The organism is Paenibacillus sp. PK4536, from assembly GCF_028594455.2.
GTDB classification, from domain to species: domain Bacteria; phylum Bacillota; class Bacilli; order Paenibacillales; family Paenibacillaceae; genus Saccharibacillus; species Saccharibacillus nuruki.
The window spans coordinates 1,807,199-1,824,130 of record NZ_CP126313.1 but is presented as its reverse complement, the minus strand read 5'-3'; the positions used below and the strand labels follow the sequence as shown (position 1 = coordinate 1,824,130).

17 protein-coding genes and 1 pseudogene are annotated in these 16,932 nt (G+C 39.8%); 3 read left to right on the top strand and 15 right to left on the bottom strand.

The features are described 5' to 3' along the window. Positions 1-103 precede the first annotated feature (103 nt). The 8 genes and pseudogenes from PO903_RS08325 to PO903_RS08290 form a co-directional block, all read right to left on the bottom strand. The gene (locus PO903_RS08325; RefSeq protein WP_069329425.1) at positions 104-394 is read right to left on the bottom strand and encodes a hypothetical protein; all 291 of its coding nucleotides are present in this window, start codon (positions 392-394) and stop codon (positions 104-106) included. Positions 395-407: 13 nt separating this feature from the next. Next, on the bottom strand, positions 408-899 hold the full coding sequence (locus PO903_RS08320) for a hypothetical protein (RefSeq protein WP_137224951.1): 492 nt from the start codon (positions 897-899) through the stop codon (positions 408-410). A 138-nt stretch (positions 900-1,037) separates the two neighbouring features. Continuing rightward, positions 1,038-1,631, bottom strand: a complete 594-nt coding sequence (folE, locus tag PO903_RS08315) for a GTP cyclohydrolase I FolE (RefSeq protein ID WP_137224949.1) — start codon at positions 1,629-1,631, stop codon at positions 1,038-1,040. Between the two features lie 60 nt (positions 1,632-1,691). After that, positions 1,692-1,970: a YneF family protein gene (locus PO903_RS08310; RefSeq protein WP_069329428.1), complete on the bottom strand. Its 279-nt coding sequence runs from the start codon at positions 1,968-1,970 to the stop codon at positions 1,692-1,694. A gap of 140 nt (positions 1,971-2,110) precedes the next feature. After that, positions 2,111-3,145 (bottom strand): HD-GYP domain-containing protein, encoded by a 1,035-nt coding sequence (locus PO903_RS08305; RefSeq protein WP_069329429.1) that lies wholly within the window; start codon positions 3,143-3,145, stop codon positions 2,111-2,113. Positions 3,146-3,180: 35 nt separating this feature from the next. Continuing rightward, positions 3,181-4,892: pseudogene (queG, locus tag PO903_RS08300) on the bottom strand (tRNA epoxyqueuosine(34) reductase QueG). A 25-nt stretch (positions 4,893-4,917) separates the two neighbouring features. Further along, positions 4,918-5,436: a signal peptidase I gene (gene lepB, locus PO903_RS08295; protein ID WP_069329432.1), complete on the bottom strand. Its 519-nt coding sequence runs from the start codon at positions 5,434-5,436 to the stop codon at positions 4,918-4,920. A gap of 148 nt (positions 5,437-5,584) precedes the next feature. Then, complete coding sequence (locus PO903_RS08290) at positions 5,585-6,013, bottom strand: GNAT family N-acetyltransferase (protein ID WP_069329433.1); 429 nt, start codon at positions 6,011-6,013, stop codon at positions 5,585-5,587. Positions 6,014-6,691: 678 nt separating this feature from the next. Between PO903_RS08290 and PO903_RS08285 the strand changes: the two genes are divergently transcribed. Further along, entirely contained in the window at positions 6,692-7,300 is a 609-nt protein-coding gene (locus PO903_RS08285; protein WP_069329434.1) for a superoxide dismutase, read from the top strand. Between the two features lie 77 nt (positions 7,301-7,377). Here the strand turns inward: PO903_RS08285 and PO903_RS08280 are convergent, their stop codons facing one another. The 4 genes from PO903_RS08280 to acpS form a co-directional block, all read right to left on the bottom strand. Further along, the gene (locus PO903_RS08280) at positions 7,378-8,256 is read right to left on the bottom strand and encodes a DMT family transporter (RefSeq protein ID WP_137224947.1); all 879 of its coding nucleotides are present in this window, start codon (positions 8,254-8,256) and stop codon (positions 7,378-7,380) included. Positions 8,257-8,596: 340 nt separating this feature from the next. Then, complete coding sequence (locus tag PO903_RS08275; protein WP_069329436.1) at positions 8,597-9,016, bottom strand: SMI1/KNR4 family protein; 420 nt, start codon at positions 9,014-9,016, stop codon at positions 8,597-8,599. Between the two features lie 17 nt (positions 9,017-9,033). Further along, positions 9,034-10,425 (bottom strand): A/G-specific adenine glycosylase, encoded by a 1,392-nt coding sequence (gene mutY, locus PO903_RS08270; RefSeq protein WP_273593115.1) that lies wholly within the window; start codon positions 10,423-10,425, stop codon positions 9,034-9,036. A 96-nt stretch (positions 10,426-10,521) separates the two neighbouring features. Beyond that, positions 10,522-10,929: a holo-ACP synthase gene (gene acpS, locus PO903_RS08265; protein ID WP_069329438.1), complete on the bottom strand. Its 408-nt coding sequence runs from the start codon at positions 10,927-10,929 to the stop codon at positions 10,522-10,524. 182 nt (positions 10,930-11,111) lie between these two features. Between acpS and PO903_RS08260 the strand changes: the two genes are divergently transcribed. Beyond that, entirely contained in the window at positions 11,112-11,942 is an 831-nt protein-coding gene (locus PO903_RS08260) for an alpha/beta hydrolase family protein (protein WP_273593114.1), read from the top strand. A gap of 147 nt (positions 11,943-12,089) precedes the next feature. On the opposite strand, the gene nadE is transcribed toward PO903_RS08260, so the two are convergent. The 3 genes from nadE to PO903_RS08245 all read right to left on the bottom strand — a co-directional run bounded on the left by nadE (position 12,090) and on the right by PO903_RS08245 (position 15,282). Then, complete coding sequence (gene nadE, locus PO903_RS08255; protein ID WP_273593113.1) at positions 12,090-12,899, bottom strand: NAD(+) synthase; 810 nt, start codon at positions 12,897-12,899, stop codon at positions 12,090-12,092. Positions 12,900-13,051: 152 nt separating this feature from the next. Next, the gene (locus PO903_RS08250) at positions 13,052-13,486 is read right to left on the bottom strand and encodes a BrxA/BrxB family bacilliredoxin (RefSeq protein WP_069329441.1); all 435 of its coding nucleotides are present in this window, start codon (positions 13,484-13,486) and stop codon (positions 13,052-13,054) included. A 104-nt stretch (positions 13,487-13,590) separates the two neighbouring features. Beyond that, positions 13,591-15,282 (bottom strand): ATP-binding protein, encoded by a 1,692-nt coding sequence (locus PO903_RS08245; RefSeq protein WP_273593112.1) that lies wholly within the window; start codon positions 15,280-15,282, stop codon positions 13,591-13,593. A 288-nt stretch (positions 15,283-15,570) separates the two neighbouring features. On the opposite strand from PO903_RS08245, the gene PO903_RS08240 reads away from it, so the two are divergent. Continuing rightward, positions 15,571-16,839: a BaiN/RdsA family NAD(P)/FAD-dependent oxidoreductase gene (locus tag PO903_RS08240; protein ID WP_273594634.1), complete on the top strand. Its 1,269-nt coding sequence runs from the start codon at positions 15,571-15,573 to the stop codon at positions 16,837-16,839. Positions 16,840-16,932 lie beyond the last annotated feature (93 nt).

Sequence of the window (16,932 nt, the reverse complement as noted above, 5' to 3'; positions counted from 1 at the left end):
ATATCAGTTTCTATATGTCCTCTACATAAAAAAATGGTGGACACAACGCCATTTGGCATCATTTCCACCATTTTTGAATAATCACTTTTACCTTGTTATATCATCAAGAACGAACTTGAATTGCAGTATATTGTTCAAACCATTCCCGATTACTTTGCATACGGGCATCATATTGTTTTTGTCCAAGGTCTTCTTTCATACTCTGGCGAATAGCTCTCATGCCTACATTCATATCTACTAATTGCTTAGCAGAAGCAGGTTTAATCATCACTATTGGTTTTGAAGTAGTGCTCCATGTTTGAGTCACATTCTTTACACGACGTATATTTTGATTAGTATGATGAATCGATTGCAAAGAAGCTTCATTCAATTTAATTAATTTGTTTCTTAGCATCAGATCATCTCCTTTAATAATAGTATAACTCTATTATCCTTCTTGCATCAATATCATCTAAGTACATACCTTGACTATTTCCAATAAACTTTGCATTGAATCGTTGTTGATAATATCTGATTAATTCGTTTTTAGGAACAAATGAAACGAACCCATCATATCCTATAGATTGACTGTATAAACAAGCTTGTCCCAGAAGAACATCTGTTACATTCACAAAAATACGATCTTTAAAACGATAACGATTTTGAGGAGCGCTTTCTAACAAATCAACATATACATGATCATCATTATCACGATATGCTATTGCACCTTGTATGTAAGAACTATGTATAGAAAGAAGCTTATAAGCGTTATAGTCATTGTTGCTTTGGCAATATATCGACCAGTCAAATTCGACTTGCCATCCTAACTTATGAAGATTATCTGTATCAGAATCTACCATTGATACTATTTCTGCCAAGTAAACATGATTTAATCTATCTTTAAGATGCCAGTCGGGCATATGTTACAACTCCTTGATTACAAAATGACTTTATTAAGTGTAACATATTTTATACTTTCTAAATATACATCTATCTAAAATAAACAAAAACAAGACCCCTTCTATTTAGTAAGTAGGCGTCTTGTTTTTTATTCATATTTAGTCTTTAATCAATGCTAAAAATTCAGCACGTAATGGTGCATCTGTACGGAATCCACCGCGAACTGCGGAAGTGATCGTTTTGCTACCTGGCTTTTTAACACCTCGTGCACACATACATAGATGTTCGCCTTCAACCACAACCATAACGCCTGTTGGATCAAGTACTTCCACCAATATATCTGCGATTTGAGAAGTAATACGTTCTTGAACTTGTAGACGACGACTGACAGCTTCGACCAGACGAGCGAATTTGCTTAAGCCTGCAATTTTACCGCTAGGTACATAACCGATATGCACTTTGCCGAAAAAAGGAGCCATATGATGCTCACATTGACTGTAATAGACAATGTCTTTAACGATAACCATTTCTTCGTGATTCTCGTTAAAAGTTACACCTAGCGCTTCTCTAGGATCTACGCTATAACCAGCAAAAATCTCCTCGTACATACGAGTAACACGTGCAGGCGTATCAAGCAAACCTTCACGTTCTGTATCTTCTCCGATCAATTTCAAAATCTGACGGATATGGTCTTCAATCTGTGCACGGTTTTCACCGACTTCAAGATTGGTATAATCTTTGATACCAGCCATAGTGACCTCCTCTTCCCATTACAAGGTCTTTATGGACCTGATCCCTGTGATGCTACTTGCTTATCTTCTGCGTTTACCTGTATTTCCGCGACCCATAGGAGGCATTTTAGCTTTAGGCGCTTTGCCACCTTGTGGATTATTTTTCATCATTTGTTGAGCTTGTTGCATCTGCTTACCATTCAGGTTGTAACCCATTTGCTTCGCCATTTTTTGCAAAGCTGCTGGATCGTTTTGCATTTTTTCCATCTGTTTGCGCAAATAATATGCACCAATAAAAAAGCCGCCAATCAGACCGACAATCAAAGTCACGATTGGAATGACCCAGTTTAACCACGTCATAACTGCCACCCCTGTAGATGAATTATAGTGTGAAGTTCCTTGTAAAAGGGTACACTACGCCCTTAACCGATAAAGGCAGGAACAGCATTTATCATACCATTTCCGTGATCGGCTTAGCAAACATTTTCAATCGTTAGAAGTTACATCATAACTGCTTCAATAAATGTAGTCGTTGCATTCGCCAGATCAATTTCTTTGACGTCTAGATCGCCACCACTTCCGCTTACAATGCGTACCACCGGACGACCGGGTAAGCCCCTATGTTGTCTGACGATCACACCTGTTTCTTTATTCGATAATCGCACACCTGTACCATTAGGATACACCGAGATAATACGTGTAAATTCCACTAACACATCATGATCTAACATACGATCCGATTGAGCCATCATTTCTTCGCAAGCTTGATGAGGCAATAATCCCTGCCCACCGTTGTCTTTGGATGTAATCAGATTATCATAAGTATTCGCTGTGGCTACAATACGAGCATACACATGAATTTCTTCTTCATTAAGTCCACGTGGCTTGCCTTTGCCATCCATTCGTTCATGATGTTGAAGTGCAATATGAGCGATCATTAAGTTGAATTCTCGCTTGGTTTTGATGAGTTCGAATCCACGCCATGTATGATGGTTTTTGGAACCGATCTCCAGATCATCTTCCGCTATCTTTGAAAATTTACCAACATCATGCAGTAAAGCCCCTGTTGCTAAATCTTTCAGTTGATGTTGATTGAGTCCCATATTCATCCCCATCATAGCGGATAAAAGACAGACATTCATCGCATGTACATATTGCACATTATCGTTTGTTTTGATATCGGTTAATTGCACCTGTACTTCACGCATACTTGTAATATCTTCAAGCAATTGTTCAATACTAAAAGCTACTTTATTCGGACTCCACTCTTTACCGGAACGAACAGCATCGAACGTATCACTCATTTCACGGATCATCATCTGTTTGGTCGCTTCGCTGAGTACCTCTTCCATTTCAATATCAGCAAAGTTCTCATCTTGAATATACAACATCGTGACCCCGATCCGATTGAGCGTGTTAATCATATAGACGGTCAGTTGTACACCAGCAGACAATAGAATCGCTCCATTACCTGAATAAATCGCTTTGCCTAAATATTGCCCTGTCTCTACTTTATCGATGTTTACGTACCTCATGGGAAGTCTCCTTTACCGATATTAGGATATGAGCTCTATTTCAATTCAAATAGCACAGGTTCAATAGGATACCCTTCCAGATTCAACAACCATTCTTTCAGTGGTAGACCACTACCATAACCGACCATTTGTCCATTCATTCCAATCACACGATGACATGGAATAAGCAGCGGTACTGGATTACGATTATTAGCGCCTCCAACGGCTCGTACTGCTGTAGGATGGCCAATCTGCTGAGCGATCCATTTATACGAAACGACTTCTCCATAAGGAATAGTCTGTAACCCTTGCCAGACCAGACGCTGAAAATCAGTACCTTGCAAATCAAACGACAACTCAAAAATTTGCCGCTCTCCTGCAAAATATTCATGTAACTGCTGTACGGCTGACTGTAAATGATCAGGCGAATATATATACTCATGATCTCCATACCAGCGCTTCGCCCAGATCGCCATCTTATCTTTATTATCGGCATAAGATTTAAAATCTAAACGGCATATCCCGTGAAGTGACGATGTTAGCGTTATTGTTCCTGTAGGCGCCTTAATTTCATCATAATACAAAGAAATCATTCTGCGATCTCTCCTTCAAGTATAGCTTTGGCTTGGAGTAAACGTTCCGTGACTTCAGGCTCTACTTCTTTGGCGAGCGCATGGATCACTGCTTGTAGCGCATCTTCGCCACCTATTCGGCTAAGCGCCCATGCGATTGTTCCTCTGAGCTCTGGTCTAGGATCACGATGTAGTAATTCGGTTAACTTCGGCACAGCCGATTTGTCCCGGAAATTCCCGAGCGCAATAACTGCATTGCGTTGAATGGGCTTTTTGCCACGCCATGCCGCAGAAGTATCACCAAATTGTTCTTTAAATTCTCGATTACTGAGATCAAGTATCGGTAATAATAATGGCTTGGCTTTTTCTGGATCAGGGCGAAGTTCTTCTTGATGATTCCAGTTCTTGCCTTTGTTTTTGGGACATACAATCTGGCAGGTATCGCAACCATACAATCGATTTCCGATCTTACGCATATGTTCATCAGATAACATGCCTTTAGTCTGTGTTAGAAAAGAAACACAGACTTGTGAGTTCAATTGTCCGGGACCTACTAATGCTCCTGTTGGACAAGCATCTATACATTTGGTACATGTTCCACAATCTTCAGTAACTGGCGTATCGGGTGGAAACGGAATATCCGTGATCATATCACCTAGAAATATCCATGAACCTAATGTAGGTGAAATCACAGCACAGTTTTTACCGTAAAAACCGATCCCTGCACGCTGAGCCACCGCTCGATCTGACAACACCCCGGTATCTACCATACTTTCTATTCGAACTTCCGGTACCTTTTCCCGAATAAAATCTTCTAAACGCTGCATCCGATCACGTAGTACATAATGATAATCTTTGCCCCATGCTGAACGTGCCATAATGCCTCGATATTGTCCGGGTTCTGACTTAGGCGGGTTTTCCATCTTGGAATGATAGGTAACAGATATCGCTATAATCGACTTTGCTCCATCTAATGCCAAGCTCGGGTGAATACGTTTCTCAATATCCGGTTCTTCAAAACCTGATTCATGCCCTTTACGACGATGCTCTTCTAAGACTCCTTTTAAATACAAAAAAGGATCTGCTGTCGTAAAGCCTACATCATCTATGCCCAGCGATGGCGCAGCCTGCTTGATTTCAAGCTTGAGCTGTTCCCATCTGGTTGTTGTTTGTTGTAATACTTCTTGCTGCGTCATGCACTGTCACCTCCTATAATATGTTCTATAAAAATGCCCATTTGGATAAAGGCCATATAATAAAATCGGCACGCCCGACAATCTGCGTTAAAGCTATCGTACCAAAAATACGACTGTCTTTACTCATTCCTTCATGACGATTATCACCCATGACATAATATTGCCCTTCTGGCACTATCATCGGCTTGTGATCTTCATCTCCTATATCGGTATCAATATACGTTTCCTGCTGTTCAATCTGATTGATATATACTCGGTGGTTACGAATCTCAATCGTATCTCCGCCGATAGCAATGACTCGTTTCACTAACAATTTGGAGCTGGGGCTTGCACTCAATATAGGATCATGCAAAATAATAATATCTCCGCGTGCCGGTGTATGAAATTTATAGATTAATTTATTGATAAACAACCGTTCTTGCTGTACAAGAGTTGGCTGCATCGACTGTCCTTTAACTGTTGATATATTAAATACCCAACTATTCAATATGCCGAGTATGATTAATGCCAAGACCATCGTCTTGAGCCATTCCCGCCAATACATAATACACCTCATTTAAAATCTTACGTTATGTTTATTATACCTTAAATTCTTCCTAAATATAGAAAAGCACATCTTTATTCCCATCCGTGTTTCGGAGGGCAAGATGTGCTCATATGTGGATATTACATAAAATTCTTCTCTCTAAACTTTACGCATGAACAGCAACGATACTGAGTTTGTCAAAAGTCTTCAAGACTTTATTCTCTCCATATCCCATTGCTTCGTAAAGTGGTAATACAGCCTTGTTGTGCTCATCGCCAGCGACCATAATGCCACTGACATTGCGTTGCTCAAAACGTTGTTCCATAGCTTTGACAAGTGCCGTACCTACACCTCTGCGTCTAACATCAGGATGTACAGCGATGCGGTAATAACAACCAAAATTCCGATCGATTGTACCGATTAATAGACCAACAATCTCTTCGCCTTGTTCCGCTACTACGATTAGCTCGGAATCCCATGATAATTGTGTGGCGAACGGTCCCATCGTGTTCTCGTAACATTCTTCAGATAAAGCCACCTGCAAGAGTTCTGTAACGAGACTCAAATCACTTAATTTAAAGGAACGAACATTCATACTCCAAACTCCCTTTTCATCAGCTTGATTAAGTACACCCTTATAAAAAAACAAAAAGAAGGACATTCGCTTATAGAAGCGTTGCGTCCAACGATAAAGGATTGCATAAAATCCTATAGTACACATCGACCAAAAGACAACAAAAAACTGCAAAAATGTGCAGAATATAACCTCAACGATAATTAAACCACAATTTCCGCCAGATTACACCAATTTTCTTTTGAAAGCGCTTAATTACTCTGTTTTTCACCTATCAGTTCCACTTTAAACATAATTTGGTAATTAAAGGATATCCAATTATATTTATAAATAAACGCTTATAAATATTCACGACAATTATTATATCTTCAATTAAAGTTGTATGCGGGACAAAATATAGTATAACACTACTTTAGTAACCTCACTATACTTTTTGTCATATTTCGTGCATTTTCGACTCTTTTTCCTTCTATTCTTTTTATATATTAAAATAAAATAAATCGCTCGGAACCCGCACCACATCAACTTTCTAAACATAAAAGTTGATTTAGTCAAAAATATACGGTTTAATATAGAGAGTAATATGTTTATTTACATAGGGAACGGTTTTTAGCAGTTGTCATTAAGTTGAATACTATTTTTCTTATTGTTTCTGCTAACTTTCGTTTCTGAATTCTAAATTCTGGGAGGTATTTTACAATGGCATTCGAATTACCAGCATTACCGTACCCTAACAACGCTCTGGAACCACACATCGACGAACAAACGATGATGATTCACCATGACCGTCATCACAACACATATGTGACTAGTCTGAATACCGCTTTGGAAAGTGCTCCTGAATTGCAAAGCAAAAGCTTAGAAGAATTGATCAGCAACCTGGACAGCGTACCTGAAGGTATTCGTACAGCAGTTCGTAACCACGGTGGCGGACATTACAACCACAGTCTTTTCTGGGAAATTATCGGACCTGACGCTGGCGGCGCACCTACTGGTGATATCGCAGCAGCAATCGATAGCGAACTAGGTGGATTTGAGAAATTCAAAGAAGACTTCGCTAAAGCAGCAACTACTCGTTTTGGTAGCGGTTGGGCTTGGCTAGTTGTTAAAGATGGCAAATTGGCAGTAACAAGTACTCCTAACCAAGATAGCCCGGTTATGGAAGGTGCTACTCCATTGCTTGGTATTGATGTGTGGGAACATGCATACTACCTTAAATATCAAAACAAACGCCCTGACTACATTGCAGCTTTCTGGAATGTAATCAACTGGGATGCAGTAAACAAACGTTACGCTGCTGCAAAATAAGAATATACTCTTTTACAATAGCAGTATCAAAAAGCCCTTTGGAGTATTTATATTCCAAAGGGCTTTTTTTGTATTCTTTATACTCTGATCTTCTTGGTCTTCTGTACACCATTCATCAAAATAACACCTATAAAAATCACGATCAACCCGACAATCGTTCCTAAAGTAATATGTTCATTTAAGAGCAAGATTCCCCAGAAAATACCGAATAGCGGAACTAAAAAAGTTACACTTACTGTTTTGGTTGGGCCGACATGCTCCACGAGATAGAAATATAACAGGTAGCCAATAGCCGTACATAACACCGCTAACCCTAATACAGCGATCATCACCGTTAGCGAAATCGTTGCTGTCGGTACAGTCACTACACTTAAAGGAATAAGAATAATTCCGGCTGCTAGCTGTTGCCCGATCGATAACGAAAGAGCCGGTGTATTGGTAAAGGTAAGTTTCGTATATACACTGCCAATGCCATAAAATAACGCCGCTGTTAGTGAAGCACCGATCGACAACCATACTTCTAGAGTAAACGGAACTGAACTCCAACCCATCAGAATACACACACCTACAAGTCCAATCAGAATACCAATCACTTTACGAACAGATAAATATTCTTTTAACCAGATGCGAGCTACAATCGCTGTAAAAAGGGGGGTTGTAGCATTCAAAATAGCTGTTAAAGAAGCATTAAGATGAACAGCTGAATACGCAATAAGTGAAAAAGGAATAGCTGCATTTAATAGACCCAACATCAGATAATATTTCCATTCCTTTTTAAAATCAGGCAATTTGCGTACAATAAGCGCATAGATAAGTAGTACAATACCTGCAATCCATACACGTAAATCAATCAGCCAGATCGGCCCCAATACAGGTGCGGCTATTCGTATAAATATAAATGAGGCTCCCCAGAGAGCACCCAATAACAGTAACGCTCCTAATTCTTTAGGTTTCATAATGACTTACCTCCATCATTTCCAAAATATCATATCTCTGTGTACTATGTATTTTCGTTAAACTTTCAGCAATTGACTCTAATTGATAATGATTATCATTATAGATTAGAGTACCCATTGTTTCAACATGTTCTCCAAAATAAGTTACATCAAAACACACCGGATGATAAAACTTTCAATTGATTGCTTTTGGATTTGTCCTGCAAATCTACAAAGCCAAATTAGTATAGCTATATTCACAACAGAAATAGCGTACAATACTGAATCTCTACTGTACGCTATATTCTCGTTGTAACTATACTTTATGATGTCACTATCAAGCTTTAAAAATCAGTCACACTTAATAATAAGGCAGATCCTCTAGCAATTCGGCAAAAGAATGACGACAAGGAATGATCGACTCCTCTTCCTCAAGCCAGACAACAACTTCTCCATAGTGTTGAGGCACTATTCGTAACAAAAAGCTGTTACCTCCAGCATCAGAAGCAAATGGAATACAGACTTCTTGCAAAATATCCCACGCATACTGCATATCTATCATTAATTGCTCTATCGTTAGTGAACCATACGTAATAGGCATAAATCCATGAATCAAAGGCGCATATTCTTCCCCATCTACAAATAACGGTTCTAGATAACCTCCATTATGCTGTAAATAGAATTCTTTGAACGATTCTGGAATTGGATAGTCTATACTGTTAGCAAAGGTCTGCCATTCGTGCTCGGTTAATGATTGTTCACTTTCCTCTAACGATATCATGGCTATATCGCTCCTTTTTACTGGGCAAAATGCTGTTGCAGAATTTTGAGAAATAGATTGGGAAACGCATAATTTTTCATATCGTCTGCGGTAATCCAGCGATAATCGTAAGCAAAAGCTTCACCCACCAGTGTACTTGGAACAGCTTCATAAACTTCTGGATGCTCTGCAACCGCTTCTTGTTGTTCTACTGCCAATGTATCATCAAGGTGAAGTTGTTTTTGGATTTTCTGTAGACTGCTTGGTGTTGAACCTGATAATTTGAGTTCTAGTGTAGCTTGTTCATATTCCAAAGGATCGATCTCTTTCAAAGCGCCTTGTGACGCTTCTAACGGCTGTGTCGCCGAACTTGTATAACGAACAGCAGGCTCTGATTGTTGCCCTTTAGCAGAGACTCCAGCTTCACGACAGCGGAATACACGCATCGTCCAATGGATATGGCTAAACGTATGCTCTTCTGTAATCCACGGCTCTAGCGGTTGGATATCTACTCCTTCGTTATGAATCCCATACGTTAAGCGCTTCATTGCATCTGCATCCGACAAGTCTGCACCTGCACCTGCTTTTTTGGAATCGTCTGCAAGAATATGAGGCAACTCCCACATGCGTGCAAGTAATCCTGTAGCTGGACGTTGACGAATCAATACTTGTCCTGCGCGTTCTCCTGTTCCTTCAACCAGAGCCAGTAAACGATGTTCAGGACGTGGAGGTTTGGATTTGGTTTTGATCGGCAATATAAGCTCCATCCCATTCATTCGTCCTTCACAATGCTTCATCACCGGACAGGTAAGGCAACCCGGGGATTTGGGCGTACATACCATAGCTCCAAGTTCCATTAACGCTTGATTGAAATCCGAAGCACGACCACGTGGAATTAACTCTTTAGCGAGCACTTCCATTTTGACCCGTGTAGGCCCTTTAGCAATATCATCTTCTAAGCAGAAGTATCTCGATAATACACGCATCACGTTACCATCTACGGCTGGAACAGGAACACCATAAGCAATACTAAGCACTGCACCCGCAGTATACGGGCCTATTCCCTTGAGTGCAGAGATTTCTTCTGGTGTATTCGGTACAATGCCTTCATGACGCTCTACCACTTGTTGCGCCGCTGCTTGTAGATTACGGGCACGTGAGTAATAGCCTAGCCCTTCCCAGCTTTTTAACACTTCTTCTTCCGGTGCAGTCGCTAATGCTTCTACCGTCGGGAATTTCTCGATAAAGCGAGTAAAGTAAGGAATTACAGTATCAACACGTGTCTGCTGTAACATAATTTCAGAGATCCAGATATGATAAGGGTTACGACTTCGTCTCCATGGCAAATCACGCTTATGTTCGTCATACCAGACTAACAATTCACGACTAAAATACGTTTTGGCTTCTTGCTGTAAGGCTAAATTAGACATAGTACTCTCCTTCAATGATCGCAATCTTGTGTGATCAGATATGATGTAGAATCATGTTGTAAATGAGGTGCATAAGTGTAGATAACATGCTTAATTTCAATGGGTTAACGTTATTTTTTCGATAACGGCAAAAGCAGAAGCTAATTCGGTCTGGTGAGAAATGCTTAAATGAATAGCATACTGTTCAGCTTGATCTGATAATCCTAATCGCTCCCATGCTTGAGCAGATAAGGCAACCGTAGGTTTGCCTGAAGGATTCGGTACAATCTCTATATCACCAAAGCTTATTGTAGCGCCAATCCCAGAGCCGAATCCTTTAGAAATAGCTTCTTTGGCAGCAAACCGTCCAGCTACAAATTCGTGTAGTTTGGCTCCTTTGGTCTGAGCAATGTTACGTTCGGCTGGTGTTAGTATACGATCTATAAATTTGGACCCTTGTGAACCTGTAACAATTCTAGCTACCCGTTTAATTTCAAGGACATCATGTCCTATACCATAAATCAAAATACGTACCTCCTGCACATTCCAATCTTGAATACTATTATTGTACCATTGGTGTTGCTTGTACTGCCAAGCATGTATAGTTAGATATTGAGCTAAAGCCCGAATCATTGCTTATTCGATATCGGTTACGCTTTGATTACCAAGTGCTTTGGGTAAGTAGTACTTAGAAGGAGGTAATGATGATGTCAAATTCATTCACGATCCCCGGAGCAGACGGGGCAGTCATTCGTTGTACTCGCTACCCTGCTAAGCATGAAGTACGAGCTGTTATTATTATCGCTCATGGTTATAAAGGATTCAAAGATTGGGGCATGTTCCCGTATGTTGCCCAGCAGTTGAGCAGTATCGGTGATGTGATTACATTTAATTTCTCACATAATGGTATTGGCGAACAGCCAGAAGAATTTACAGAGCTTGAGTTATTTGCTCGTAATACGTATGGTTTTGAATTGGAAGATTTATCGAACTTGACGAATTATATAAAAGAACAATCACAATATCAAGAAGTACCTGTTTTTGTGCTTGGTCATAGCCGTGGAGGTGGAGTCAGTCTAGTGCATGCACTCGATCATCCAGATCAGATTGCTGGTGTATTATCATGGAATGGTATAAGCGATCTGCCAAGCTTATTCACGACAGAACAGAAAAAAGAAATGGTGACTGCGGGCAGAAGTTATATTACCAATGCACGTACAGGTCAACAAATGCCACTTGATCGAATCATTATTGATGATATTGAGGAGCACCGTGAACAATATGATCTGCTTCATCGAATAACAGAAGCTGCTTTGCCGATTATGCTTGTGCAAGGAACAGAAGATCATCCTCATCTGCTTGAAGGCTCACAAGCTTTGTTAAATGCTAATCCTTCGATTAACTATGTTGCTATTGAAGGCGGTAACCATATGTTTAATACGGTTCATCCTTTTGTCGGTTCTTCTCCTCAATTGGATCAAGCATTGGAAGCCAGCAGTACATTTATTCGTAGTGTTATTGGTAGTCGTTTGGATTAATCTATTTAGTTATTTGGGTTGCCACTTTACATCCAAGCATAAAACAGCGTTCTTTCAACCTTTGCTCAGGTTAAAAGAACGCTGTTTTTTCGTGTGTATAAAAAAATCCGTCATTATGTTCAGACTTTATAGTATAGCAACTGTGATTTAGATACCTGGAATTGGATCACGTTTGTGTGCAGTGCGTTTGTAATAACTTTCAAGACGCTCTGCTGCTACTGGATCTATTGTTTTGCCTTCTAGATAGTCACTATTGTCATTATACGTAATCCCTAATTCGTCTTCATCCGTTTGATCTTCCCATAGTCCAGCAGAAGGAGCTTTGTCTAGAATCGATTGGGGTACAGCCATATGTGTAGCCAATTGACGAACCTGACGTTTGTTTAACGTGCTTAATGGCGTGATATCTACTGCGCCATCCCCATATTTGGTGAAAAAGCCTGTGATCGCTTCAGAAGCATGATCGGTTCCGACTACTAACAAATTCAATTCATTAGCTAGTGCATATTGAGTGACCATACGTGTTCTTGCTTTGATATTACCTTTGGCTTGAGGTGTAATCGGATCTTGAATATCAATGCTTGGCAACACTTTATTTACAAGATCAGTGATGGCATCTACACCGCTCTGTACATCGGTTTCAACGGTATGTTCAAGCTTGAAAGCTTCAGCAACTGCATAGCTATCAGCAATATCTGATTGTTGTCCATACGGTTGATATACACCAAGTGTCATGTATTTTTTACCTGTGGACTCACTAAGCTCATCCGTTGCTTGTTTACAAAGACCTGCGGCAACTGCACTATCAATTCCACCGCTAATTGCAATCAGTAATCCTTGTGTACCTGATTGTTGAATATAGGATTTGAGAAAATCAACACGCTTGCGAATCTCTGCATCCGGTTCAATTGTTGGTTGAACACGTAAATCATCAATAATTTGCTGTTGTATACTCATCTTTATTTCCACTCCTTTTATTCATTCTGTAATACATCTTTACCCATTCCATTCTATTCATATCAGCTAAAAAAAACAAATGCCCTACCATTTTCAGCTTAGCCGAAAATCGCAGGACATTGATAGATGTTTATATAAACCGTTAGGTTAGATTACAGGCAATATTTTTCAAATGCATCATTCAATGCATAAGCAATATCTTCTGCTGAATTATTTTCAATCTGGTGACGCTCGATAAAGTGGACTAATTCTCCATCTTTCATCAAAGCAATCGAAGGCGAAGACGGTGGGAATGGTGCGAAATATTCGCGTGCTTTGGCTGTTGCTTCTTTATCTTGTCCTGCAAATACCGTATACAAATGATCCGGTTTTAATTCATTTTGCAGTGCTTGAGCTACGCCTGGACGACATTGACCTGCTGCGCATCCGCATACAGAGTTCACGACAACCAGTGTTGTTCCTTTTTGATCAGGAAGATGTGCTTCTACCTCTTCTGGAGTACGAAGCTCCGTAATACCTAGTGTAGTTAGTTCATCCCGCATCGGTTGAACCATATCTCGCATATATTGATCAAAAGACATTGACATTGTTATTCACTCCTTACTTTTAATAAGCGTTAAGTTATATTATACAGTCATATAGGCTGAAAGCAAGCAACAGAATACAATACTTGTTAAGACAATACCATAAATTAATCTTTATTTTCAGTAGAATTCACTTGATCATGCGAAGGATCAAAGATGACGTTAAACGTTGTTTTGACGCCTTCTTCTGATTCTACCTGAATACGACCATGATGGCGCTCAACAATACTCAGGCAAAGCGATAACCCCAAGCCTGTCCCTTTGGATTTGGTCGTATAAAATGGCTCAAATAATTTCTCCAACTTATCTGGAGAAATTCCCGGCCCTATATCTTGAATACTCATGGTCACCTCATTGCCATGACAATACGTCTCGATCTTGAGCTCACCTTTGTCATCCATCGATTCCATTCCATTGCGTGCCAGGTTCAGAATAAGCTGTTTGATCTCTTTGGAATTTAAGTTCAGTTCAGGCAAATCTTTGCCGGGTACAAAAACGATACTTTGTCCTCGTAGATTCGCATCTGCCCATAATAACGGCAGCAATTCTTCTATAATAGAATGTAAATGAATCCACTGCTTCTCAACCACTCGATTCTGTGCTAGAGACAAAAAGTCGTTAATAATACTATTTGCACGATCCAGCTCATCCATTACTATCACGTAATAATGATCTAGCGAAGGTGGGCTCTTTTCTTGCATTAACTGCAAAAACCCTCTAACGACTGCCATTGGATTGCGGATCTCATGCGTGATACTAGCAGCCATTTTACCAACGAGGCTTAATTGCTCCACATGATCCAATTCGTTACGTAACCGTTCTAACTCTGTCGTATCTTGACTCAAAATAACCACACCAGACGGTTCTTCTGAAAATGTACGCAAAGGCACGATATTCACATAAAATGAACCATAGCCTAGACGAAGCAATTTGTTAATCGTTTCTTGCCCTGCTTGAGCAGCTTTCGTTAACGTCACTACTTCGTGTAGACCTGGTGTAATATCTTCTTTTTGCAAGCCGGTGAAATGAAACCCAATTGCAGATTCTGCGGTCATATCCGGGAAGGAGCGTTTCATCAATTGCAAAGCGCTTGCATTAATCGAAGTAATCCGTCCATGTTCATCAAGCGATGTAATAATCATGGGTGATACATTCATAATCTGACGTAACTTTTCAGCTTCTGTAATAAATTTGTTCGATAAACGTAACATCTGTCGATCAATTTCTTTTTTCTCTATAATACGTTCAATCGCTTGCACGCAATAATCTCCTGCAGCTAATGCCGCCAAAACAATCATCACGACCATGATCCAGAGTTCCGTACTCATAGGTACTGCATTTTGATTTAACAACGAAATAATCATAGATAATACAGCACTTAACAAAATAAGAGACGCTACAAACGAGCGTTTAACTTTTAAAGTCGCTATGCGAAATCGTAAAGAAATCAGGCATATAAACGGAAACAGTAATAATCCGGTATCTATAAGTAAGCCATTCCAACTCCAATGGTTGTTAAATATAAAATACATTGCGATACCTAACCCCAGCAAAACTATACCGCGAAGAGGGCCTATATACATGACTCCAACAATCAGTGAAACTACGCCCATATGTAAAGCGTAGGGAGATGCACTATACATCGAGAAAAACCAACAAATCATTATACTAATGGCAAAGGAAACTACAATAACGGGAGAATATCCACGCCATGCTAATCGTCCATTATGCAAGGAATCGTAGCCACTGCGTTCAATAACGCCCATGAAGAAAAAAATAGCAGAACCTACAGACAACATTTGCAGTAGAATTTCCTTGACGACAATAATAATGACGTGCCCCTCCTTTACATATGTCTTATCCCGATTAAATCATAGCAGACATTACATTACAATATATAGAAATTTACGCTAATATTTTGAAATCATCTACTCAATACCCCTGCTCGCTATCATTATAAACATTTGTTCAATAACTATTTATGATTTGTTGTCCTATCCATTCCTTATTAGTGGTATATTGAAAAAGAACGATTCTTGGATAGTACAGAGTCTGTTCCTATTTTTAAGACAAAGGAAAGATACATGTTGATATACGATATTATAGTAATTGGCGGCGGATCAGCTGGACTGATGGCAAGTGTCGCAGCAAGTGAAGATGGTGCACAGGTTCTACTCGTTGATAAAGGAAACAAATTAGGGCGTAAGCTTGGAATCTCTGGTGGTGGACGTTGCAATGTCACCAATGCCAAAGAAATCGATGACTTGATCAAATACATTCCGGGTAACGGACGTTTTCTATACAGTGCTCTCGCTAATTTTAGCAATCGAGATATTATGACTTTTTTTGAAAATATGGGTATTCAGCTTAAAGAAGAAGATAACGGTAGAATGTTCCCTGTATCAGACAAAGCCAAAACAGTTGTCGATGCACTGATTAATAAAGTGCGTTCTCAAGGCGTACAGATTCGTACCAATAGCCCTGTAGACGAAGTGCTATACGATCAAGGACAGGCTGTCGGAGTACGACTTCGCTCTGGCGAAGTATTTCACAGCCGGGCTGTTATTATCGCTGTAGGTGGTAAATCGGTTCCTCAGACTGGTTCAGAAGGCGATGGTTATGCCTGGGCAGAACAAGCAGGACATACGATTACAGACCTTTATCCTACTGAAGTTCCTATGACTTCACCAGAACCATTTATTCAGAGCAAAGAACTTCAAGGATTATCTTTACGTAATATCGGCTTAACCGTCTGGAATCCAAAGGGCAAAAAGTTAATTTATCATGATGGCGATATGATTTTTACCCATTTCGGGATATCTGGTCCTACCGCTCTAAGATGTAGCCAATATGTGGTCAAAGCACTCAAAAAATTTCCGGTGACTTCTATTATGGTCACGCTAGACTTGTTTCCTGACAAATCGGTAGATGATGTCTATAATGAAACTCTTGCTTTAGCGGAAACGGATTCAAAAAAAGCGATTAAAAATGTATTAAAAGGTTATCTACCTGAACGAATGATTCCGCTGATCTTGAGCAAATCAGGACTAGAAGACGATATTACCTTCTATAATATTCCCCGTCAATTATGGTTAGAGATGGCGAAATTACTCAAAGCTTTCCCGATTGCGATGCATGGTACACTGTCGATCAAAGAAGCTTTTGTTACAGGTGGCGGTGTAAACCTGAAAGAAGTCGATCCCAAAACCATGGAATCTAAATTAATGAACGGATTATACTTTTGTGGTGAAGTGTTAGATATTCATGGCTATACAGGTGGATACAATATTACTGCTGCTTTTACTACCGGTTATAATGCAGGCAAAAGTGCAGCACTTCAAGCCAGTCAAGTATAAACGATTTTGTTTATACACAAAAAGAAGCTTTTCCTATCGTTATGGAAAGCTTCTTTTTTGTATGATAGTTGTGCAATATAGATCAAATAATAG